Source organism: Streptomyces sp. NPDC002619, from assembly GCF_042889305.1.
Classification (GTDB): Bacteria; Actinomycetota; Actinomycetes; order Streptomycetales; family Streptomycetaceae; genus Streptomyces.
Map to the genome: position 1 here is coordinate 68567 of NZ_JBIAQV010000023.1, position 19499 is coordinate 88065.

The 19499-nt window shown below is 71.6% G+C and carries 22 protein-coding genes and 1 pseudogene; 13 read left to right on the plus strand and 10 right to left on the minus strand.

Annotation, left to right across the window (positions count from 1 at the left end; translation table 11 throughout):
• Positions 1 to 35: 35 nt before the first annotated feature.
• From ACFYXB_RS29370 to ACFYXB_RS29380, 3 genes are all read left to right on the plus strand, one after another.
• Positions 36 to 758 (plus strand): class II aldolase/adducin family protein, encoded by a 723-nt coding sequence (locus tag ACFYXB_RS29370; protein WP_389587445.1) that lies wholly within the window; start codon positions 36 to 38, stop codon positions 756 to 758.
• A gap of 80 nt (positions 759 to 838) precedes the next feature.
• Complete coding sequence (locus ACFYXB_RS29375; protein ID WP_389587447.1) at positions 839 to 1966, plus strand: alpha/beta hydrolase; 1128 nt, start codon at positions 839 to 841, stop codon at positions 1964 to 1966.
• A 191-nt stretch (positions 1967 to 2157) separates the two neighbouring features.
• Positions 2158 to 3558: a hypothetical protein gene (locus ACFYXB_RS29380; RefSeq protein WP_389587448.1), complete on the plus strand. Its 1401-nt coding sequence runs from the start codon at positions 2158 to 2160 to the stop codon at positions 3556 to 3558.
• Positions 3559 to 3576: 18 nt separating this feature from the next.
• On the opposite strand, the gene ACFYXB_RS29385 is transcribed toward ACFYXB_RS29380, so the two are convergent.
• Both ACFYXB_RS29385 and ACFYXB_RS29390 read right to left on the minus strand, forming a co-directional pair.
• Entirely contained in the window at positions 3577 to 3990 is a 414-nt protein-coding gene (locus tag ACFYXB_RS29385; RefSeq protein WP_351358277.1) for a VOC family protein, read from the minus strand.
• A 128-nt stretch (positions 3991 to 4118) separates the two neighbouring features.
• Positions 4119 to 5009 carry a neutral zinc metallopeptidase gene (locus tag ACFYXB_RS29390; RefSeq protein WP_389587450.1) on the minus strand — a complete coding sequence of 297 codons (891 nt, stop codon included), beginning with the start codon at positions 5007 to 5009 and terminating at the stop codon, positions 4119 to 4121.
• 209 nt (positions 5010 to 5218) lie between these two features.
• Here ACFYXB_RS29390 and ACFYXB_RS29395 point away from each other — a divergent pair, with 209 nt between their 5' ends.
• The 4 genes from ACFYXB_RS29395 to ACFYXB_RS29410 all read left to right on the plus strand — a co-directional run bounded on the left by ACFYXB_RS29395 (position 5219) and on the right by ACFYXB_RS29410 (position 9156).
• Entirely contained in the window at positions 5219 to 5968 is a 750-nt protein-coding gene (locus tag ACFYXB_RS29395; RefSeq protein WP_389587452.1) for a hypothetical protein, read from the plus strand.
• A 90-nt stretch (positions 5969 to 6058) separates the two neighbouring features.
• Positions 6059 to 7657, plus strand: coding sequence for an ABC-F family ATP-binding cassette domain-containing protein (locus ACFYXB_RS29400; RefSeq protein WP_351358285.1), 1599 nt, complete (start codon positions 6059 to 6061; stop codon positions 7655 to 7657).
• Between the two features lie 345 nt (positions 7658 to 8002).
• A complete protein-coding gene (locus tag ACFYXB_RS29405) occupies positions 8003 to 8224 on the plus strand; it encodes a helix-turn-helix domain-containing protein (protein WP_018518904.1) in 222 nt (73 codons plus the stop codon).
• Between the two features lie 128 nt (positions 8225 to 8352).
• Positions 8353 to 9156 carry an enoyl-CoA hydratase/isomerase family protein gene (locus tag ACFYXB_RS29410; RefSeq protein WP_389587454.1) on the plus strand — a complete coding sequence of 268 codons (804 nt, stop codon included), beginning with the start codon at positions 8353 to 8355 and terminating at the stop codon, positions 9154 to 9156.
• A 35-nt stretch (positions 9157 to 9191) separates the two neighbouring features.
• Here ACFYXB_RS29410 and ACFYXB_RS29415 read toward each other — a convergent pair whose 3' ends face one another.
• Positions 9192 to 9902 (minus strand): nucleopolyhedrovirus P10 family protein, encoded by a 711-nt coding sequence (locus ACFYXB_RS29415; protein ID WP_389587455.1) that lies wholly within the window; start codon positions 9900 to 9902, stop codon positions 9192 to 9194.
• 88 nt (positions 9903 to 9990) lie between these two features.
• Here ACFYXB_RS29415 and ACFYXB_RS29420 point away from each other — a divergent pair, with 88 nt between their 5' ends.
• Genes ACFYXB_RS29420 through amaP form a run of 5 tightly spaced genes read left to right on the plus strand, consistent with a single transcriptional unit; the run spans position 9991 to position 12353 of the window.
• Positions 9991 to 10473 carry an Asp23/Gls24 family envelope stress response protein gene (locus ACFYXB_RS29420; protein WP_389587456.1) on the plus strand — a complete coding sequence of 161 codons (483 nt, stop codon included), beginning with the start codon at positions 9991 to 9993 and terminating at the stop codon, positions 10471 to 10473.
• 47 nt (positions 10474 to 10520) lie between these two features.
• A complete protein-coding gene (locus ACFYXB_RS29425) occupies positions 10521 to 10715 on the plus strand; it encodes a hypothetical protein (RefSeq protein ID WP_351358297.1) in 195 nt (64 codons plus the stop codon).
• On the plus strand, positions 10712 to 11095 hold the full coding sequence (locus ACFYXB_RS29430; RefSeq protein ID WP_389587458.1) for a hypothetical protein: 384 nt from the start codon (positions 10712 to 10714) through the stop codon (positions 11093 to 11095). Before ACFYXB_RS29425 ends, ACFYXB_RS29430 begins: the two co-directional genes overlap by 4 nt.
• Positions 11092 to 11769 carry a DUF6286 domain-containing protein gene (locus ACFYXB_RS29435; protein ID WP_351358303.1) on the plus strand — a complete coding sequence of 226 codons (678 nt, stop codon included), beginning with the start codon at positions 11092 to 11094 and terminating at the stop codon, positions 11767 to 11769. The genes ACFYXB_RS29430 and ACFYXB_RS29435 overlap by 4 nt, the downstream gene beginning before the upstream one ends.
• 5 nt (positions 11770 to 11774) lie before the next feature.
• Entirely contained in the window at positions 11775 to 12353 is a 579-nt protein-coding gene (amaP, locus tag ACFYXB_RS29440) for an alkaline shock response membrane anchor protein AmaP (protein WP_389587460.1), read from the plus strand.
• Between the two features lie 268 nt (positions 12354 to 12621).
• Here amaP and ACFYXB_RS29445 read toward each other — a convergent pair.
• The 7 genes and pseudogenes from ACFYXB_RS29445 to ACFYXB_RS29475 all read right to left on the minus strand — a co-directional run.
• Positions 12622 to 12903, minus strand: a pseudogene (locus ACFYXB_RS29445) (transposase); the annotation flags it as partial.
• 181 nt (positions 12904 to 13084) lie between these two features.
• A complete protein-coding gene (locus ACFYXB_RS29450) occupies positions 13085 to 13561 on the minus strand; it encodes a hypothetical protein (RefSeq protein WP_389587462.1) in 477 nt (158 codons plus the stop codon).
• A 111-nt stretch (positions 13562 to 13672) separates the two neighbouring features.
• Positions 13673 to 14428: an SDR family oxidoreductase gene (locus ACFYXB_RS29455; RefSeq protein WP_389587464.1), complete on the minus strand. Its 756-nt coding sequence runs from the start codon at positions 14426 to 14428 to the stop codon at positions 13673 to 13675.
• A gap of 5 nt (positions 14429 to 14433) precedes the next feature.
• Entirely contained in the window at positions 14434 to 16218 is a 1785-nt protein-coding gene (locus ACFYXB_RS29460; RefSeq protein ID WP_389587466.1) for a glycoside hydrolase family 15 protein, read from the minus strand.
• 90 nt (positions 16219 to 16308) lie between these two features.
• Positions 16309 to 17100, minus strand: a complete 792-nt coding sequence (locus ACFYXB_RS29465; RefSeq protein WP_389587468.1) for an SURF1 family protein — start codon at positions 17098 to 17100, stop codon at positions 16309 to 16311.
• A 203-nt stretch (positions 17101 to 17303) separates the two neighbouring features.
• The gene (locus tag ACFYXB_RS29470) at positions 17304 to 17537 is read right to left on the minus strand and encodes a hypothetical protein (protein WP_389587470.1); all 234 of its coding nucleotides are present in this window, start codon (positions 17535 to 17537) and stop codon (positions 17304 to 17306) included.
• Between the two features lie 79 nt (positions 17538 to 17616).
• Positions 17617 to 18603 (minus strand): DEDDh family exonuclease, encoded by a 987-nt coding sequence (locus tag ACFYXB_RS29475; RefSeq protein ID WP_389587525.1) that lies wholly within the window; start codon positions 18601 to 18603, stop codon positions 17617 to 17619.
• Between the two features lie 178 nt (positions 18604 to 18781).
• Here ACFYXB_RS29475 and ACFYXB_RS29480 point away from each other — a divergent pair, with 178 nt between their 5' ends.
• Positions 18782 to 19492 carry a VIT family protein gene (locus ACFYXB_RS29480; RefSeq protein ID WP_389587472.1) on the plus strand — a complete coding sequence of 237 codons (711 nt, stop codon included), beginning with the start codon at positions 18782 to 18784 and terminating at the stop codon, positions 19490 to 19492.
• The last annotated feature ends 7 nt before the right edge of the window (positions 19493 to 19499 follow it).

A 19499-nucleotide genomic window follows, 5' to 3' on the forward strand; every position in this document is an offset into this window, starting at 1 on the left:
CAGGCTGCCGCGCGTCGGCTGGCAGGATCGCGGGCATGGCTGAACAGCGGCGGGACACGGGGGATGGCCGGGAGGGCGCACAGGGTGTGCCTGAGGTGCGGAGGAGGGATGCGCTCGACGCGGAGGTCCGGGCCTGGTTGTCGCTCGTCGAAACGGCCCGCCGGACGGTGCGGGACGGGCTGGTCGTCGGCACCTCCGGCAACGTGTCGGTGCGCGTCGGGGACATCGTGCTGGTCACGCCGTCGGGCGTGCCGTACGACCGCCTGACACCCGGGGACATCACCGGGGTGGACCTCGACGGCCGTCAGGTGCTCGGCACGCTGGTCCCGACCAGCGAGCTGCCCATGCATCTGGCGATCTACCGCACAACGGACGCCGGCGCGGTCGTCCACACCCACGCCGTGCACGCGACGGCCGTCTCGACGCTCGTCTCCGAACTCCCGACGATCCACTACATGTGCGCCGCCCTCGGGGGCCCGGTCCGGGTCGCCCCCTATGCGACGTACGGCACCGCCGAGTTGGCCGAGAACATGCTCCACGCCCTGACCGACCGCTCCGGCTGCCTCCTCCAGAACCACGGCACGATCACCTACGGCACGACCCTCGACCAGGCCTACGACCGCACGGCCCAACTGGAGTGGATGTGCCACGTATGGCTGACAGCGACATCGGTACCGGGCCGAACCCCTACCCTCCTGACGGAACCCCAACTGACAGAGGTGACGGACCGACTGCGGGGCTATGGGCAACGGCAATAGCGACGGCCTTTTTTCGTGAACCGTCCCCCGCTTCCCACTTCCCGCTGGCCGATGACCGGGACCAACAGGACACTGGACCCGTGCGCACAGTCACTGCGACGGCCGCTGCCGTCACCGCGGTCCTGGCAGCCGGAGCGGCGAGCGTGGCCGCCGGGCGGATGGCCAGCGACGCCGCGCTGAAGGCGCCCGCGGGGCGGCCCCTGCCCACCGAACCCCGGCTCACCGTGCACGGCACCGCGGCCGGCCAGATCACGATCACCCGCGACCTGGCCTCCCTGCGCCCCGGCATCTACGGCCTCGCGGGTGACGGCTCCCACGCCGTGGTCGGCCCGGTCCTGGGGGCCGCCCAGCACACCGCCGACACGGTCGTACGCCGTCTGGAACGCGTCACGCACGGCACCCTCGAGCCCGGCGACAAGGTCTGGCTCACCCCGAACGTGTACGTCGGCAACCCGAGCGCCGCCCTGGGCCTCGACTACGCCGACATCGACGTACCCGGCGAACTCGGCTCCCTGCCTGCCTGGTTCGTGCCCGGCTACCGGGACACCTGGGTGATCGCGGTGCACGGCCTGGGCACCACCCGCGAGCACGCCATGAACCTGATGCGGTTCCTCCACAACCGGCGCCTCCCCGTGCTCGCCCTCGCCTACCGCGGCGACCTCGGCGCGCCCCGGCCGCCGGACGGCCTGAACCACCTCGGCGAGACCGAGTGGCGCGACGTGGACGCGGCGATCCGCTACGCCGTCCGCTACGGCGCCCGCCGCGTCGTCCTCCTCGGCTGGTCCATCGGCGCCACCATGGCCCTGCGCGCCGCAACGCACTCCCCCGTGCGCGACCGGGTGTCCGGCCTCGTCCTGGACTCGCCGGTGCTCAGCTGGGAGACCACGCTGCGCGCCCTCGCCGCGGCCCGTCACACCCCGGACCCCGTGCTGCCGCTGGCCGTGCGGGCCGCCCAGGGCCGCACCGGTCTGCACGCCGAACGCCTCGCCGAGAGCGCCGACCCCTCCCTTCTCGACGTGCCCACCCTGATCGTCCACGGCCCGGGCGACACGGTCGCCCCCTGGGGCCTCTCGCGCCGTCTCGCCGCCCTCCGCCCCGACCGGGTCGCCCTGCACACCGTGCCGGACGCCCCGCACGGGGCGATGTGGAACGCCGACCCCGAGGAGTACGAGGAACGGCTGCGCCGCTTCCTGACCCCGCTGATGTGACGCCCCCCGGCCCGCCCGGCCCACCGTGCCCGCGCCCGACAGCAACCGGTTCCACTCATTCCGTTTAAGGCCGTACGACTGGCTGGATCGCGCCTCTTCGGCCCCCTCAAGACCGTGTGCGTTGGCCAGCCCCGTCGCCCGCCGTGACATTCCGTTTGGGTTTTCGGACCGTCAACAGGAAGACTGCCCCCGTGACGTCCCGTATCCCGCGCGACTCAAGGCTCCGACTCGTCCGACCGCGACCCCTGGCCGCCGCCCCCCGAGCGATGAACCAGCAGCGCTCGCACCGCCCCGCACCCCGGCCGCCGGAGGGCACCCCCGCCCCCGCCGAACTGGCCAGAATGGCGCGCTCCGGCCTCGCGGACGCCGCCCGCCTCGCCCACTGGGCCGACGCCGCCCTCGGCCCCGGCCGCGATGGCGCGACCGACGAAGGCAAGGCCACCCTCTCCGACGCGACCGCCGCACGCGCCGCCGGCGATCTCGGTCTGACCGTGGCCCAGGTCCGCGCCGACTGGGACATCGCCCGTCTCGCCGGCCTCGTCGAGGTGCACGGCGACAGCGCCCGCCCCAGCTGGCGGCTGCGCGCCTGGGACCGCGATGAGAGCGCCGTGCTGCGCGGCTGGGTCGCCCTCTTCGACGCCTGGTCGCTCGCCCATCCGGAACCCGCGGAACACGAGCCCTCCGCCGTCGCCGAGGTCGTCTCGGCCATGCCCCAGGTGCTCTCCTTCCTCCAGCTCTCCGCCGGCCCCGTCCCCGTCGAGCAGCTCCTCGACCTGCTCCAGCAGCGGGTCACCGAACTGCGCACCGAGCGCTGCGAGATCCCGTACGGCCCCCAGCCCGAACCCATCCGGCAGCCGCCGGCCGACGAGGACACCCCGCTCGCCCCCCTCCTCGACTGGGCCCTGCACGCCCTCGCCTCCGTCGGCGCCCTCACCTGCGGCGACGGCCAGGCCACGCTCACCCCGCTCGGCAGCTGGGCGGTGTGGGTCAAGCTGGAGCAGATCTGCGTCGCCGCGCAGAGCCCCGCCGGGAACATCGAGCAGTCGGCCGAGGACATGCTCCGCGGCTGCGCCCAGCTGCGCCCCAACGCCGCCCGCGCCGAATACCGCGCCTGGCTCGCCGCCCGCACCGTCGGCAGCGCCGTCACCGAACTCGTGGGCGCCGCCCGCGGCGAGGACGCCCTGCTGCGCGGCCTCGCCTTCGAGGCGCTGCGTGTCGTCGGCGCCCCCGCCGAGCCCGACGTCCGCGCCGTACTGGACGAGCCGACCCTGCGGCCGTACGCCCTGCTGTGGCTGGCCGAGCACGACGGGGTCGACGCCGAGGACGCCCACGAGGTCCTCACCCGGGACGAGGCCACCTGGCTGTGGGTGGACACGGCGGCCGCCGTCGCCGACCACGGAGAGGCGCCGCTGCTCGTCAGACACCTCGAGTCCGCGGTACAGCCCACCGTCCCCCAACTGCTCGACGAGGTCCGTGCCGTGGGCCACCCCCGCACCGTGCAGGTGCTGGTCGCGCTCGCCGCCGCGCACCCGGACCCCGCCCTGGCCAAGGCCGTGCGCCGGGCCGCGTTCCAGGTGCACACCGGCGGATAGCCGCCCGAGACCGGCGCCTCAGGTCCCTATTTCCGGGGCGTACGTGCCGAAGCTCCAGATGTTGCCCTCGGCGTCCCGGGCCATGTAGTCCCGCGAACCGTAGTCCTGGTCCGTCGGGGGCATCAGGATCTCCGCGCCGTGATCCAGTGCCCGCTGGTGGTGCGCGTCGACGTCGTCCACGACCACGTACACCCCCGCCGGGCCCGCGCCCTTCATCGCCGCGTCGAAGACACCACCACGGCCCTTGGAACCCAGCATCACCGCGCCGTTGCCCTGCACCAGCTCGGCGTGCAGCACCGAACCGTCCTCGCCCTCGTACACCGACAGCTCCGTGAACCCGAAGGCCTCCGTGAGCTGCTTGATCGCCGCCTTGGCGTCCGCGTACAACAACGTCGGACAGATGCTCGGCCGCCCGCCGCCCGTACCTGCCATGCCGATCACTCCCTTGTGAAACGGTGTCCCACCAGTGCCGGAGAAGCCGCCGGAATCACCCGGAATCCGGCCTGCTGCTCAGTCTCGCACCCACCACTGACAATGCCCCCGCGACGCCAACTCGCGCCTCAGCGGAACGTGTTGCACTGCCCCATGTCGCCGGTCCGGTACCCCTGGTAGAACCACTGCTGCCGCTGCTGCGCCGACCCGTGCGTCCAGGTCTCCGGCGTCACCCTCCCCTGGAACCGCTCCTGGATCCGGTCGTCGCCCACGGCCGCCGCCGCGTCCAGGCCGTCCCGGATGTCGGCGCCGGTGAGGCTGGTGATCAGCGGCCGGCCGGTCTGCGGGTCCTTCGTCGTGGTCGCGTGGTGCGCCCACACCCCGGCATAGCAGTCGGCCTGCAGCTCCACCCGCACGGAATTGCTGTTCGCACCCGCCTGCCCGTTCTGCGCGCGCCCCAGCGTGCCCATCAGGTCCTGGACGTGGTGCCCGTACTCGTGCGCCACCACGTACGCCTGCGCGAAGGGCCCGCCGCTCGCGCCGAACTTCGACCGCAGGTCGTCGAAGAAGCCCAGGTCCAGATAGACCTTCCGGTCGCCCCGGCAGTAGAACGGGCCCACCGCGGAGGTCGCCGTCCCGCACGCCGTGCCGACCTGCCCGCCGAAGAAGACGGTCGGAGACTGCGTGTACGTCCCGCCGCGCCGCCGGAACTCCTGAGTCCAGTAATCCTGCACGCTGTTGACCACCGCCACGATGCGGCAGTCCTCCTTGGTGTTCGCGTCCGCCCCGGTACGGCAGGTCTGCTGGACCTGTGCCAGCGACGAGGAGGTGGGCGCGGCCTGGTCGCCGCCCGAGGAGAGCCCGAGCTCGTCCGGACCCACGCCGAAGAACAGCCCGAGCAGCAGCGCGATCAGCGCCCCGATGCCACCACCGATGGTCGCCTTCCCGCCCGGAATCCGACTCCCGCGCACATCCTGTACCTCGGAGGTGTCCAGGTTCGCGTCGTCGTCGAACTGCATGGGCCCACCGTTCTCTCCCAGGTGCGTCTTCCTTGCGCCATCCTCGCCCGGTACCTCTCCCATGGTCACGGGCGATGGGCCGAACGGGGGACCCCCGCCACGGTCCGGTCGTGTCAGCACCGGAGGTCCCACCGCCCCACGCGCGCGTGGCTACGCTCTGCGCCTGGTCAGTGGGGATCGAGCACCGAAGCGATGCCGAAGGGAGCGTGGTGGTCGTACTGACGGGGTACGGAGCACCGTTCAGGCGAAGGCGCGCGGCCGCCGGGCGGGACAGGACCGGCACCGCGCCCCGCACCCTGGCGCTCGCCCTGGTCCTCATGGCCCTGCTCCTCGCGGCGGCCCACCACATCAGGCCCGCCCCCTACGGCGACCGCCTCACCGCTCTCACCATCGACGGGTACGGCCCACCGGCCCTCCGCACCCGCGGCGAGGCCGTCGAGGCGTACGACCGGACCAGCGGCGAGCCCCGCTGGCGCTACGCGCGCGACGGTCACCGCCCCCTCAGCGCGCTCCCCGCGCGCGGGGATGCGATCGCGCTCTGGGACGACGGCCTCGTCACGGGCACCGACGGCCGCACCGTCCGCTGGCACCGCGCCCTGCCCGACGCCGCCGACTGGCTCGGCGCCCGGGGCGGCACGGGCGTCCTGCGCTCCCTGCCCCGCGGCATCCTCGCCGTCGTCACTCCGCGCCGCATCGCCGCGTACCGCACCGCCGACGGCGACCTGCGCTGGGTACTGCCCGCGCGCGAGGGCTGCGCGTTCCGCCCCGAACGTGCCGTACATCACGGCGTGGCGCTGCTCGTCGCCCAGCCCTGTGCCACCGGCGCCTGGACCGCGCAGGTCGTCGCCGTCGACGACCTGGGCCGGATCGTCCCGCACCGCGCGCCCCTCGGAAACGGCGTCCCGCGCGCGAAGATCGAACACCAGGACGCAGAAAAAGCGCTTGCATCGCCCCGTTAGACTTGGCCTATGGCCATTCTCCTCGCGCATTAGACGGCGGGAACGTCCTCAGCCGCCCACCCGCCACCCAACCCGCTCTGGAGTCTGTCCGTGATCTCCGCCTCCGGCATCGAGCTGCGCGCCGGTGCCCGTGTCCTCATCGAGAGTGCCTCCTTCCGTGTCGCCAAGGGCGACCGCATCGGTCTCGTCGGCCGTAACGGCGCCGGCAAGACCACTCTCACCAAGGTCCTGGCCGGCGAGGGCATCCCCGCCGCGGGCACCGTCACCCGCTCCGGCGAGGTCGGTTACCTCCCGCAGGACCCCCGCACCGGCGACCTCGACGTCCTCGCCCGCGACCGCGTCCTCTCCGCGCGCGGCCTCGACGTACTGATCCGCAAAATGCGCGAGAACGAGCAGCGCATCGCCAACGGACAGGGCGCCACCCGGGAGAAGGCGCTCAAGCAGTACGAGCGCCAGGAGACGGAGTTCCTCACCAAGGGCGGGTACGCCGCCGAGGCCGAGGCCGCCACCATCGCCGCCGCGCTCAACCTGCCCGACCGGGTCCTCGGCCAGCCGCTCCACACGCTCTCCGGCGGTCAGCGTCGCCGTATCGAGCTGGCCCGGATCCTGTTCTCCGACGCGGACACGCTGCTGCTCGACGAGCCGACCAACCACCTCGACGCCGACTCGATCATCTGGCTGCGCGACTACCTGAAGACGTACCGCGGCGGCTTCATCGTCATCTCCCACGACGTCGACCTGGTGGACACGGTCGTCAACAAGGTGTTCTACCTGGACGCCAACCGCGCCCAGATCGACATCTACAACATGGGCTGGAAGCTCTACCAGCAGCAGCGCGAGGCCGACGAGAAGCGCCGCAGGCGGGAGCGCGCCAACGCGGAGAAGAAGGCCGCCGCGCTCAACGCGCAGGCCGACAAGATGCGGGCCAAGGCCACCAAGACGGTCGCCGCGCAGAACATGGCCCGCCGCGCGGACAAGCTGCTGTCCGGCCTGGAGTCGGTCCGCCAGTCCGACAAGGTCGCCAAGCTCCGCTTCCCGGAGCCGGCGCCCTGCGGCAGGACCCCGCTGATGGCCGAGGGACTGTCGAAGTCGTACGGCTCGCTGGAGATCTTCACCGACGTCGACCTCGCCATCGACAAGGGCTCCCGGGTCGTCATCCTCGGCCTCAACGGCGCCGGCAAGACGACCCTGCTGCGCCTCCTCGGCGGAGTCGAGACGCCCGACACCGGTGAGGTCGTCCCCGGTCACGGGCTCAAGCTCGGCTACTACGCGCAGGAGCACGAGACCCTCGACGCCGACCGCACGGTCCTGGAGAACATGCGCTCGGCCGCCCCCGACATGGACCTCGTCGAGGTCCGCAAGGTGCTGGGCTCCTTCCTCTTCTCCGGCGACGACGTCGACAAGCCGGCCGGAGTCCTCTCCGGCGGTGAGAAGACCCGGCTCGCCCTCGCGACCCTCGTGGTCTCCTCCGCGAACGTCCTGCTGCTCGACGAGCCGACCAACAACCTCGACCCCGCCAGCCGCGAGGAGATCCTCGGCGCGCTGCGCACCTACAAGGGCGCGGTCGTCCTCGTCACCCACGACGAGGGCGCGGTGGAGGCTCTCCAGCCGGAGCGCATCATCCTGCTGCCCGACGGCGTCGAGGACCTGTGGGGCGCGGACTACGCGGATCTCGTCGCCCTGGCTTGATCGAATACGTGATCCAGGGTGATCCACAGCGTATGGATCATTCGGCTTATTCGTGATCCATCATCTGTGTGAGATCTTCTCGTATCGGGGTGTGTCCTACATCGATCTGACGGCCGATCCCTTTGTCGACAAGGGGTCGGCCGTTGTGCGTCCCTGACCTGGCATTTCACGGAACAACCCGTTCAGCCGTATGGACATCGCCGCCCGGAAGACTTGATTCCGCTTGTGGGGGTGTGCTCCTGTCGTCAAAACCGTGTCTCACGGACCTTGCCGAATGGGTGGCCATCGCGCCCCGGAGGGGTGATCATGAGGGGACCAGAGCGCACTTCCCATGAGGAGGCACGGGTGGCCGAGACTCTGAAGAAGGGCAGCCGGGTGACCGGCGCCGCGCGCGACAAGCTCGCGGCAGACCTGAAAAAGAAGTACGACTCCGGTGCGAGCATCCGGGCACTGGCCGAGGAAACCGGCCGCTCGTATGGCTTCGTACACCGGATGCTCAGTGAGTCGGGCGTCACGCTTCGTGGGCGTGGCGGAGCGACCCGGGGCAAGAAGGCCGCAACGGCCTGACCCCGGGCGGCCCCTCGGCTTCGATGGTGGCCACCCGGTCGGTCAGGTGATCGGCCGGGTGGTTACTGTGCAGTCACTTAGCATGCCGTATGGCAATGTGTGATGACCGCACTCATCGGAGGCGCCCCATGGCTTCGCCCGACCAGGACCTCGCTCCCGTACTCGACAAGGACGGGGTACGGCTCACCGTCGACGACACGCTCGCCACGGTGACGCTCACCAACCCGGCCAAGCGCAACGCCCAGAGCCCTGCGCTGTGGCGGGCGTTGGCCGAGGCTGGGCGGATACTGCCCGGTTCCGTCCGGGTCGTCGTGCTGCGCGGCGAGGGCAAGTCCTTCTCCGCCGGTCTCGACCGGCAGATGTTCACCCCGGAGGGCATTCCGGGCGAGCCGACCTTCACCGATCTCGCGCGCCTTGACGACGCCGGGCTGGACGCGGCCATCGCCTCCTTCCAGGAGGGCTTCACCTGGTGGCGACGCAACGACATCGTGTCCATCGCCGCCGTCCAGGGGCATGCCATCGGGGCCGGTTTCCAGCTGGCGCTCGCCTGTGACCTGCGCGTCGTCGCGGACGACGTACAGTTCGCCATGCGCGAGACCGCCCTCGGAATCGTGCCCGACCTGACCGGGACGCACCCCCTGGTCGAGCTGGTCGGCTACGCACGCGCGCTGGAGATCTGCGTGACCGGCCGCTTCGTCCAGGCCGACGAGGCGGTCGCTTCCGGCCTGGCCAACCTTGCTGTGCCGACCGGTGAACTCGACGGTGCGGTGCGGGATTTGGCGGGGGCGTTGTTGGCTGCGCCGCGAGATGCGGTTGTCGAGACCAAGGCGTTGTTGCGCGGGGTGCGTGGTCGTACGTATGACGAGCAGCGTGCCGCGGAACGGGCCGCGCAGGGGCGGCGGCTGCGGGATCTGGCGGGCGTGGGCGATTGAGCCGTTCGCCGGGTGGGCACCCGCAAGGGTTGCCGTCAGCTGACCGCCGTGACCAGCACTGTCACCGTGGGGTGATCCGGCAGGGCCTCCCCTACCGCCGCGCGTACCTGCCGGGCCACGTCCAGGGTGCGGCGGGAGCCGTCCACCGCCACCTCCACGCGCGCGTGGCGGTGTGGCAGGGCTGTGCCGTCCCGGCGTTCCTCGATGTGTACCGCCCTGCCCAGGCCGCCGGTCAGATGCGCCGCGCCCAGGACGGAGAGTGCCGCGGCGACGACGCGGGACTCGTCGGGGTCGGTGGTCCCGCGGGACTGCGGCGGTCGTGGGGGAGCCACCGGTTCGACCTCCGGTTCCTCGTCCAGTAGCCCGGTCACCCGCAGGTCGACCTCCGCGACCTCCAGCCCGAGCCGCTCCGTCGCGGTCGTCGCGAGGGCCGACCGCAGTCGCGCCGTCCTTGTCGGCAGTGGCTCCCCGGTCGTCGCCGCGAAGTCCGCCGTCACCCGCAACGGCCCCGGCGGCAGCGCGCCCGGAGGCGGCGGTACGGCGGGTTCGTGCACGTCCTCCGGGTCCGCGAGCCCGATCCGCAGCGCGCCCACCCACACCCCCGGTACCTCCGCCGCCGCCCGCCGCAGCACCGCCCCGGCCGCCGCCTCCGTGATCCACGCACCGTCCCGTGGTCCGCCGAGCGGAAGCAGCCTGCCCAGCCCCACGTGCTGCCGTACAGCCTGCGTCCAACTTTCCGCCGTCATTGCTCCAGCCTGCCGCATCCCCTGCGCACGACGGGGCAACCGCACATACCGTTGGTCACAGGGCGACGACCGAAAGGGACGTACGGCGATGAGCGAGATGACGGAGCGGACGGGGACGGCGACCCCCGAGGGCGACGGTGAGCCGCTACAGACCCGCAAGGCCACCCGGCGCGGCGGCGGGGATCCGGCGACCCGGGGGCGGACGACGATCGCGGACGGCGTCGTGGAGAAGATCGCCGGCCTGGCCGCGCGGGACGTGGTCGGCGTGCACGCCATGGGCAGCGGGCTGGCGCGGACCTTCGGAGCCGTGCGCGACCGGGTGCCGGGCGGTTCGAAGTCGGCCAGCCGCGGTGTGAAGGCCGAGGTCGGCGAGGTGCAGACCGCGCTCGACCTGGAGATCGTCGTCGACTACGGCGTATCGATCTCCGATGTCGCCAGGGCCGTGCGGGAGAACGTGGTCGCGGCCGTGGAGCGGATGACCGGTCTCGAGGTCGTCGAGGTCAACATCGCAGTGAGTGATGTCAAGCTTCCCGAGGAAGAGGAAGAAGAGCTGGAGCCCCGGATCCAGTGAGGCCCGGCGACCTGACAACGCACGGCTGAGGAGCTGAGGAGGGCGGCATGAGCATGGCCGTGGTCGGCATGATCGCCGGCATGGCGCTGGGCTTCGCCGGGTATTTCGGGGGGTTCGGCGCCTTCTTGCTGGTGGCGGCGCTGGGCGCCGTCGGGTTCTTCGTGGGCCGTTTCCTGGAGGGGGATCTGGAGCTGGGCGACTTCTTCCGTACCCGCGACGACAAGCGCGACCGGCGGCGGTGACGCCCGTGAGCGGCGCGGCCGGTGCGGCGCGCACACCCCTTACGGTCGTCCCGCCCGGCGAGCGCGGCGCCACGCGGATCGCCGACCGGGTCGTCGCGAAGGTCGCCGCGCAGGCGGCACGGGAAGTCCTGGGCCCCCTGCCCGAGGAGGCCGCGCCCCCGCACGCGACCGTCGTCACGCACCATGACACGGCCCGCGTCCGGGTCCACCTCGAACTCGACTACCCGAGCGACATCGGCGCCCGTTGCGCCGCCGTGCGTCGTCATGTCGTCGAGCGGGTAAGCGCGTTGGTGGGCATGGAAGTGCGGGAGGTCGCCGTCGAGGTGGAGCGGCTGCATCCGGCATCCGTGCACGGCGCGGCAGACGGGAGGGCGCGATGAGCGAGTCCCAGGGCACCGAGACCACCACAAGACCGGGGCCGGTCATGGAGAAGCGGGCGGGCCCCGAACTCGATCAGTCCGCGTCGGCCGCGGCCTACGACCCGCCTCCCGCCCTCGCGGGCGAGAGCGGCGGCGACGGCCGCTTCTGGTCCGCGCGCCGCATCCCCGCGGCCGTCGTCGCGCTGCTCCTCCTGCTCGGCGCGGGCGTGTTCCTGTACGACATCGCCGCCGTACGGGCCCACCGCCCCGCCATGCAATGGCGCCGCACTCTGGCCCGGCAGCTCGCCGAGCGCCCCCTCGACAACACCTGGGTGCTGGTCGGCGCCGGCGTCGCCACGGCCCTCGGCCTGTGGCTGATCGTGCTCGCTGTCACGCCCGGCCTGCGGGACCTGCTGCCGATGCGACGCACCCATGCCGACGTCCGGGCCGGGCTCCAACGCGCCGCGGCCGCCCAGGTGCTGCGCGACCGGGCGATGGAGATCTCGGGCGTGCGGTCGGTCCGGGTGCGGCTGCGGCGCAAGAAGGCCGACGTGCGCGCCATTTCCCACTTCCGGGACCTGGACGACGTACGCGCCGACCTCGACACGACGCTCGCCGAAGCGATCCGGGGCCTCGGCCTGTGCCGGCCGCCCGCGCTGGCGGTGCACGTGACCCGGCCGGGACGGAAGGGGTGAGGACGGTGCTGAGGACCGTCAACCGCGTACTGATCGGGGGCGTCGGCCTGCTGCTCGTGGCCCTGGGCGGCTCGGTGCTCGCCGTGGGCCTGGGCGTACGGCCTCCGTCCTGGTGGATCCACGACGGCAGACACGACGTCCTGCTCAGCGAAGCCGAGCGAACACGCTGGCGGGATGCGGGCTGGTGGTGGCCCACGGTCATCGCGGGACTCGCCGTCCTCGTTCTGCTGGCGCTCTGGTGGCTGACCGCGATCCTCCGCCGACGCCGCCTCACCGAGGTCCTGGTCGACACCGGTGACGGCGAGGGCGCACTCCTGCGGGGCCGTGCCCTGGAGTCCGTCCTGGCGGCGGACGCGGCGGCCCAGACCGGCGTGTCCCACGCCCACGCAACCCTGACGGGCCGCCGCAACGCCCCCCGGGCCCACGTTTGGCTCCAACTGGAGCCGGAAGTGGACCCGGGAGAGGCACTGCAGACCCTGACCGCCGAATCCCTGACCCACGCCCGCGATTCAGCGGGCTTGGCGAACCTTCCGGCGGAAGTACGACTGAGGGCGGTCAAACATCGGGCAGAAAGGGTGAGTTGACAACTCGCTAAGGGCAGCCGACTCAGGGGCGCGGGGCTGTATCGATATGCGGCTCCGCCGCGTGGGCGCGACCAGCCGCCACAAAACGGCACTCGACAACGGCACCCTCAGCTTGTTGTTCAAGGTCTGGCCTGGTCGCGTTCGATGATGGTCTCGGGACGCTTCTCGGTTTTGCCCACGTCGTAGCGGGTGGCGGGCCGTCGGTTCTTGGAGCCGAGGGGTCTGCCGGGACCTGGTCGTGTGGGTTTCGGTGCGCGCGTGCCGGGCAGGCCGCCTTGGGTTGCGGCAGTGAGGCCAGAGTCTGCCGCAGCCGCCCGGCGTCGATCCGGTCACGGTTGAGGGCGTCGTACAGCGCGCCGTGCCCGCGGCGGTGCTCGGCCAGCAGCGTCAGGTCCACCGGCGTCCTCACCGGCCCGTCGGCACAGAGCGAGGCGTCCGTCAGCTCGAACAGTTCGTCACGCCGGGCGGTCAGACACTCGTAGAAGTCGTCCCGGAAGTGTGACGCCACAGCGAACGGCTCCCGCTGGGCATCGTGATGCAGCAGACTCATTCCCCACGGCCTTCGTGCTGATCAGGTGCGTCTTTGGTCGGAGCACAGGATCAGGCGAAGGCCGTGTTCACGTCCGGGGAATCCCCGTACGGGCGATCATGTTCGGGGCATCGCTCGAGACCAGGCCGCCCTATCTCGTCGAAGTCGGAACACGCCCATCGGCAGTCCGAGCGCCGACGCCCTATCCACCGATTCCGAAGGACAGTCCTTTTTGATCATTACTCAGTGACCTTCGTATGGCGTTGACCAGCCTTACCTGGGCCTCGGCAGGTGCCTGCCTGGCCTGCTCGAACTCCTCCGGACTCACCGGGTCACGCAGAGGGTCGCGCCCCCGCGCCACTTGGTCCAGGAAGGAGTTGATGGCGCGGCCGAAATTATCGATCTCGGTCGCCACTTCCGGAGGGGCGACCATGCTCACGCGCATCAATGCCGCGCTCCACTCGCCCCAGTCGTAATCCCAGCCACGTTGGTCACCGTGCGCCCGCCTGAGTTCTATCGTGAACTTGGCGTAGTGGCTGAACAGCTCCTGATAGGCGACAAGCTGCTGGTCACGGAGCCACTGACGATCCTGAGCGCGACGCGTGACGATACCGCCGACCAGTACTCCCACCGTGGCCGAAAGAGCCCCAGTGGCCGTCGTCACCAGCGTGTCCAGCACTAGACGCCCCCAACGCCCCAACCTTTGGAGAGACGAACGTACTGGTCATCTGTCCTCGGCGACAACGATCAGCCTTCGATGAGATCGGGCAGAGACCTCAAAGAACAAGCGTCAGAACCCGTGCCGGAACCCGCCGTCAACCGGCACCATGATCCCGGTCAAATAGGAAGCGGCCGGAGAAAGCAAGAACGCCGCAACCCGCCCGAATTCCGAAGGCGTCCCATACCGCCGCAACGGAATCCGCGCCTCATTCCCCGCCCGAGCAGCCTCCGGATCCGCGGACATCTCGTCCAGCTCGCGCACGCGATCCGTGTCGATGCGCGCCGGAAGCAGTCCCACGACCCGAATCCCCCGCGGCCCCAACTCGTCCGCGATCGACTTGGCGAACCCGGCGAGACCCGGTCGCAGCCCGTTGGAGATCGTCAGCCCGGGGATCGGCTCGTACACCGACCCGGACAGCACGAACCCGATGACACCGCCCGCCTCCAGCTCGGCCGCCGCCGCACGAGCGACCCGTACCGCGCCCAGGAACACCGACTCGAACGCCGCGTCCCACTGGTCGTCCGTGTTGTCGGCGAGGAAGCCCGGCGGCGGGCCACCGACACTGATGAGGACACCGTCGAAGCCGCCGAATTTCTCGCGCGCGGTGGCGATCAGCCGTGCCGCGGTCTCGGGGTCGGCGTTGTCGACGGCGACTCCTGCCGCGTTGGGGCCCAGATCGGCCGCCGCCGCGGCGACCCGCTCCGCGTCCCGCCCCGTGATGACCACCTTCGCCCCGTCGGCGACGAGCTCGCGCGCGGCGGCGTTGCCGAGTCCGCGCGTGGCCCCGGTGACGACGTACACCCGGTCCTTCAATTCAAGATCCATGGCCCCTATCCTGCCGCGTCCGTCCCGAACAGGGCGAGGGCGGTGTTCACCAGGCCGATGTGGCTGAAGGCCTGCGGGAAGTTGCCGAGCTGGCGGCCGGCAACCGGGTCGTACTCCTCGGACAACAGGCCCACGTCGTTGGTGAGGCCCACCAGCCGGTCGAACAGCTCCTTCGCCTCCTCGGTACGGCCCGTCAGATGCAGTGCGTCGGCGAGCCAGAACGAGCAGGCCAGGAAGGCGCCCTCGTCACCCGGCAGCCCGTCGACCGCCGCGCCCGAGGTGTCGTACCGGCGCAGGAAACCGTCGTGGCCCAGTTCCGTGCGGACCGCGTCCACCGTGCCGATCACGCGCGGGTCGTCGGGCGGCAGGAAACCGGCGCGGGGGATGAGCAGCAGCGCGGCGTCCAGTTCGCGCGAGCCGTAGGACTGGGTGAAGGTGTTGCGCTCCGGGTCGTAGCCCTTCTCACACACGTCCTGGTGCACGTCGTCGCGCAGCGCCCGCCAGCCCTCCAGGTCCCCGGGCATCTCGGGGTGTTCCTCCAGCGTGCGCACCGCCCGGTCGGCGGCCACCCACACCATCACCTTCGAGTGCACAAAGTGCCGGCGGCCTCCGCGCACCTCCCACAAGCCCTCGTCCGGCTGCCGCCACTGCGCGCGCAGCCACTCCAGTAAAACGGCCTGCAGCGACCACATGTGCGGCTTGGGCGAAAGGCCCGTGCGCCGGGCCAGCCACAGGGAGTCCATGACCTCGCCGTACACGTCCAGTTGGAGCTGGTTCACGGCGCTGTTGCCGATGCGGACGGGCGCCGATCCGGCGAAGCCGGCCAGCCAGGGCAGTTCGAACTCGGGCAGTCGGCGCTCGCCCGCCACGCCGTACATGATCTGCAGGTCGGCCGGGTCGCCCGCGACCGCGCGCAGCAGCCAGTCGCGCCAGGCCTCGGCCTCGTTGTGGTACCCCGCATTGACCAGGGCGCTGAGGGTGAGGGTGGCGTCGCGCAGCCAGCAGTACCGGTAGTCCCAGTTGCGTACGCCGCCGAGTTCCTCGGGCAGCGAGGTGGTGGCCGCGGCGACGATGCCGCCGGTCGGCCGGTAGGTGAGGGCCTTGAGGGTGATCAGGGAGCGGACGACCGCGTCCCGGTACGGCCCCTGGTAGCGGCAGCGGGCCGCCCAGCGCTGCCAGTCCGTGACGCTGACGCGCAAGGCGTCGTACGGGTCGACCAGCGGCGGACGCGGCTCGTGCGAGGGGTGCCAGGTGAGGACGAACGCGACCCGCTCTCCCTGCTCGACGGTGAACTCGGAGTGCGTGCTGAAGTCCTGGCCCCAGGTCCGCACGGCGGGTTCGCTGCGCAGCCACACCGAGTCGGGTCCGGCGACGGCGACGCGGTGGCCGCCGGACTTGCGCATCCACGGGATGATCGTGCCGTAGTCGAAGCGGAGGCGGAGCGTGCTGTGCACGGTGACCCGGCCGCTGACGCCCTCCACGATGCGGACGACGTCGGGCGCGCGCTCGCGCTGCGGCATCAGGTCGGTGACCCGGGCCGTCCCGTCGGGGGTCTGCCACTCGGTGTCGAGGACGAGGGTGTCGGGGCGGTAGGCGCGGCGTGTGCAGGTGTCCGCGCCGAGCGGCGCGATTCTCCAGTTGCCGTTGTTCTCGTCGCCCAGGAGCCTCGCGAAACAGGCGCCGGAGTCGAAGCGGGGCAGGCACAGCCAGTCGATGGAGCCGTCCCTGCCGACCAGAGCCGCCGTCTGTTCGTCGCCGATGAGGGCGTAGTCCTCGATGCGGGGGTGCACGCAGTTCGGGGTTCCCGGTGGGCGGAGCGGACAATCAGCGAGGCGCCCAGGCGGGTGACGCGCGCGCCGGTCGGATGGCGCGCGGGCGGGTCACACCGAGGCGGGTTCCGCCTCCGCGGCCTGCTCCCCGGGCGCCGCGGCGGCCCGGTCCCGGGTCTCGCGGCGGACCAGGACGACCCAGCCGACGGGGACGGCCGCGGCGAACAGCCACCACTGGATCATGTACGCGTAGTTCAGCGGGGCGTCTTCCTTGCCCGGGTCGGAGATCTGCTGCGGGGTGTCGCCCTTCGGCTCGGGCGCCGTCTGCTCGATGTAGCCGCCGAGCACCTGGGCGCCGAGCCGGCGCGCCTCCTGCTCGCTGTTGATCAGCATGACCTGCCGGTGGGGCAGTCCCGCGATGTTCTTGATGCCGCTCGCGGCGGTCGTCTCGTCGGCCATGAGACGGCCGGTGACGGTGGTCCGGCCGGTAGGCGGTGCGGGGATCTTCGGGAAGGCGGTCTGCGCCCCGTTCGCCGGGATCCAGCCGCGGTTGACCAGGAGCACCTTGCCGTCCGTCAGCCGGAACGGGGTGAGGACGTGGAAACCGACCTCGTCGTCGGAGTTGATGCGGCGCCGGACCACGACCTCCCGGGACGTGTCGAAGGTGCCCGTCGCGGTGACGCTGTGGTACCGCTCGGCGCGGGTCACGGCGTGCCCGGGGGAGGTCAGCCGCTCGACGGGGACCGGCTCGGCGGTCAGCGCGTCGGTGACGAGCTGGTTGCGGGCGCTGCGCTCCTCGTACCGGTGCTTCTGCCAGAAGCCAAGCTCGATCATCGTGGGGATGAGAAGCAGGCAGATCAGGGTGAGGATCACCCACTGCCGGGTCAACAGGAAGCGGTACACCCCACGACCGTACCTCGGACGTGGCGGCCCGCTGCGGGAGGGTCCCGAGGCGGGCCGCCGACCCCGCGGAGGCGGGGAGCACACCACCGACTTGTACGGTCGTGGCGTCTACCGGGGACCATCTCCGCGGCTGCGGGGAATCCATGGGTCGGACCCGGCACGAGTTCCAATGACCGCGTGGCCGTGAACGTCACGCGGATTGCTCACACGCGGTCGACGATGCCCACCTTCCCCTCTTCGCGGGCGCAGTGGGCGCCGCAGTAGAAGTGGCCGCCGGCCTCCACGCCCTGGCCGATGATCGACACCTTGCAGTGCTCGCAGACCGGGGCCATGCGGTGGATGGCACAGGTGAAGCAGTCGAAGACGTGCACCGCGCCCTGCGCGTGCACCTCGAAGGACATTCCGTAGTCATTGCCGCAGACTTCGCATTTCGCCATGCGCCACAGGGTGAGCGGTGAGCGCGGCCCGGGCGAGCGGCCGCCGGGCGAGTCGCGCGTCAATCACCCGTCCGTACGGTCACTGCTGCGATGCGGGCTCGACGTCCCTGAGAAGTTGTCCGAACGCCGCCTCGTCGATCACCGGCGTCCCGTACTGCCGCGCCCTGACCGTCTTCGACGTGCCCGAGTCGGGGTCGTTGGTGACCAGCAGGCTGGTCAGCCGGGACAGGCTCGTCGCGACGTGCAGCCCGGCCTCGGCCGCCCGGTCCTCCAGCAGCTCGCGGTCGACCGACGTGTCCCCGGAGAAGGCGACGCGCATGCCCTGCCTGAGCGGTTTGCCCTCTTCGTACCGCCCCGGGTTGGGGTAGGGACACACCGGCCGCTTGCGGGACGGGCGCCAGCTGGAGGGCCGGTAGCCGCCGTAGCCTCCCGACTGCTGGCGTGGCACCGGCCGGTCCGTCCACTCCGTCAGCGGCCGGCACTCCAGCAGCGGCAGCCGTACACCACCCGACGCCGCGGCCCGCAGACTGGGCCGGAACGCCTCCGCGAGCACGCGCGCGTCGTCCAGCGCGTGGTGCGCGTTCCGCTGGACGACGCCGAAGTGGGCCGCCAGGGACCCCAGCTTGTGGTTGGGCAGAGGCAGGCCGAGCTCCTTGGACAGCGCGATGGTGCACAGCCGCTGCCGCACCGGCGCCTCGCGCTCCGCGCGCGCGTACTCACGGGCGATCATCTGCCAGTCGAACACCGCGTTGTGCGCGACCAGCACCCGGTCCGCCAGCCGCGCCGAGAACTCCTCGGCGATCTCCTCGAAGAGGGGCGCGCCCTCCAGCACCTCGCTCGTCAGACCGTGGATCCACACGGGGCCCGGGTCGCGCTCCGGGTTGACCAGCGTGTACCAGTGATCCTCGACCTCGCCGCGCGCGTCCAGACGGTAGACAGCAGCGGAGATTATCCGGTCGTCCCGGGCCAGTCCGGTGGTCTCGACGTCGACGACCGCGTACCCCTGCGGATACGCGGTCGGCCATCCGGTGGGGGAGGGCACTGCGGTCGTACGGTCTTCGAGCATGGTCATTGAGGATACGACTCAGGACTGACAGCCCGGTCCACGAGGCCGGTGACATACCGGCTCCCCGTCAAGTTCCTTCCCCTGGTGGACGGTTCCGGCTCCCGGGGGCGTACCCCGCCGCCGGCCGCTCGCCGAGTCGCTGATGCGGCGGGCCCGCCCGGGTGAGATCCTCCCTGCTGTGACGGAACCCAACCACACCGAGAACCACGGCGGCGCGCTCGGATCCCGGCTCAACTGGCTGCGGGCCGCGGTCCTCGGCGCCAACGACGGCATCGTGTCCACCGCCGGACTCGTCGTCGGCGTGGCCGGGGCGACCGGCGAGCGGGCCGCACTGCTCACCGCCGGCCTCGCCGGGCTGCTCGCCGGGTCGATGTCGATGGCGGCGGGGGAGTACGTGTCGGTGTCCACCCAGCGCGACTCGGAGAAGGCCGCCCTGGCCGTCGAGACGCGGGAGCTGACGGAGCAGCCCGAGGCCGAACTGGAGGAGCTGACCGGGCTGTTGGAGCAGCGCGGCCTGAGCCGGGAGGTGGCCCACGAGGCGGCAGTCCAGTTCACGGAACGGGACGCCCTGCGCACCCACGCGCGCGTGGAGCTCGGCATCGACCCGGACGCGCTCACCAACCCCCTGCACGCGGCATGGGCGAGCTTCTTCGCGTTCACGGTGGGCGCCCTGCTGCCGCTGCTCGCGATCGTGCTGCCGCCGGCCCAGTGGCGCCTGCCGGTGACCGTGGTGTCCGTCCTGGCCGCACTCGTCCTCACCGGCTGGAGCAGCGCTCGGCTGGGTGCGGCGGAGCCCCGGCAGGCGGTGCTGCGCAACGTCGTCGGCGGGGCCCTGGCCATGGGGGTCACCTATGCCGCGGGTTCGCTGCTCGGCGCGGCCGGCGTCTAGCGACCTT

Excerpts from the sequence above, each read along its gene's own strand:
- ACFYXB_RS29370 (WP_389587445.1), top strand. The coding sequence starts at position 36 with ATGGCTGAACAGCGGCGGGACACGGGGGATGGCCGGGAGGGCGCACAG.
- ACFYXB_RS29385 (WP_351358277.1), bottom strand. The coding sequence starts at position 3,990 with ATGGCAGGTACGGGCGGCGGGCGGCCGAGCATCTGTCCGACGTTGTTG.
- ACFYXB_RS29390 (WP_389587450.1), bottom strand. The coding sequence starts at position 5,009 with ATGCAGTTCGACGACGACGCGAACCTGGACACCTCCGAGGTACAGGAT.
- ACFYXB_RS29410 (WP_389587454.1), top strand. The coding sequence starts at position 8,353 with ATGGCTTCGCCCGACCAGGACCTCGCTCCCGTACTCGACAAGGACGGG.
- ACFYXB_RS29415 (WP_389587455.1), bottom strand. The coding sequence starts at position 9,902 with ATGACGGCGGAAAGTTGGACGCAGGCTGTACGGCAGCACGTGGGGCTG.
- ACFYXB_RS29420 (WP_389587456.1), top strand. The coding sequence starts at position 9,991 with ATGAGCGAGATGACGGAGCGGACGGGGACGGCGACCCCCGAGGGCGAC.
- ACFYXB_RS29425 (WP_351358297.1), top strand. The coding sequence starts at position 10,521 with ATGAGCATGGCCGTGGTCGGCATGATCGCCGGCATGGCGCTGGGCTTC.
- ACFYXB_RS29435 (WP_351358303.1), top strand. The coding sequence starts at position 11,092 with ATGAGCGAGTCCCAGGGCACCGAGACCACCACAAGACCGGGGCCGGTC.
- ACFYXB_RS29455 (WP_389587464.1), bottom strand. The coding sequence starts at position 14,428 with ATGGATCTTGAATTGAAGGACCGGGTGTACGTCGTCACCGGGGCCACG.
- ACFYXB_RS29470 (WP_389587470.1), bottom strand. The coding sequence starts at position 17,537 with ATGGCGAAATGCGAAGTCTGCGGCAATGACTACGGAATGTCCTTCGAG.
- ACFYXB_RS29475 (WP_389587525.1), bottom strand. The coding sequence starts at position 18,603 with ATGCTCGAAGACCGTACGACCGCAGTGCCCTCCCCCACCGGATGGCCG.